This is a genomic window from uncultured Ruegeria sp. (genome assembly GCF_947489545.1).
In the GTDB taxonomy this organism is placed as follows: Bacteria; Pseudomonadota; Alphaproteobacteria; order Rhodobacterales; family Rhodobacteraceae; genus Ruegeria.
Map to the genome: position 1 here is coordinate 1 of NZ_CANLDZ010000074.1, position 1,040 is coordinate 1,040.

1 protein-coding gene is annotated in these 1,040 nt (G+C 51.9%); it reads left to right on the forward strand.

Features of this window, described 5'->3' with window-relative positions; translation table 11 throughout:
- On the forward strand, positions 1-923 hold a 923-nt coding region (locus tag Q1B13_RS26810; protein WP_299085947.1), incomplete at its 5' end, for a type IV pili methyl-accepting chemotaxis transducer N-terminal domain-containing protein.
- Between the last annotated feature and the right edge of the window lie 117 nt (positions 924-1,040).

The following is a 1,040-nucleotide window of genomic DNA, read 5'->3' on the forward strand; positions in this document are numbered from 1 at the left end:
TAACGAAGGTAAGGATGTCAGCAATGAAAATTAGTCGTCGTTTTTTCGTCACTGGAGCATCTGGACTCGCTATGACGGCCTTCATGCCGGTTGGTGGTTACGCACTTGCCATGGCTCCGGGGCAGGTTACACATCGGATTCTGGCTGCTGGTAAACTGAGCTTCCTAACTGAAAAGGCAGCTAAAGCTGCCGTTCTTCTGAGCATGAATGCAGAGGTCGAAAGGGACCTGAAGGAGCTCCAGGAAGCGCATGACGAATTCGACGACATCCTGCTTGGTTTCAAAGAGGGTAAGGGGTCTTCGGGCGTCGACCGTGAAAGATTTTATGCGGTCAACACTGCACTCAAAGACGTCGCAAATCTCTGGGCACCCTACCGGACCGCAGTTGAGGAAATCATTGCTGCCAGGTCAGTAGATGATGCGCATCTGAACATGATTGTGGGCAATGACGAAGTGCTTGAAGAGGCCTGCCAAGTCGTCGTTCGTAGATTGGAACAGGCTTACGGAGAAGTCGATATAGATGCGTCACTGGCCCTGGCCTTGGACTTTGCGGGCCGTCAACGGATGATTACCCAGAAGGTCTGTAAAGAAATTGCGCTCGCGGCGACCGGCAACGAAGCACAAGAACACCACGAGAAATTCAAGAAAAACGCCGCAAAATTTGGCAACATCGTCGATGCACTCATAGGCGGCGGCAATGAATATATTACAATGGCCAAACCTCCGAGTAAGGCTGCGCACAACGCGCTGACGCAAGTTCAGGGTCATTGGGCGGAACTTCAACCAACCGTTGAAGCTCTGGACAGCGTAGAGGTGCCTAGCCTTGATGATGTCGTGCATTTCTGCGCGGAAATGGATGTCCTGGAAGTTGAGTCCGAAAAAGCGGTCCTGGCTTACGAAGAAGCAATCAAGGCAATTTCCTAGCTGGGGATTGAGTATCGAGTCTCCGTTTGCGCGATACGTCAGACATCTGTGCCCGACTTAGAATATCGCGAAGTCACGCGCTTACTTCAATCCGGACCTCGGATGCTGGTCGTCTGA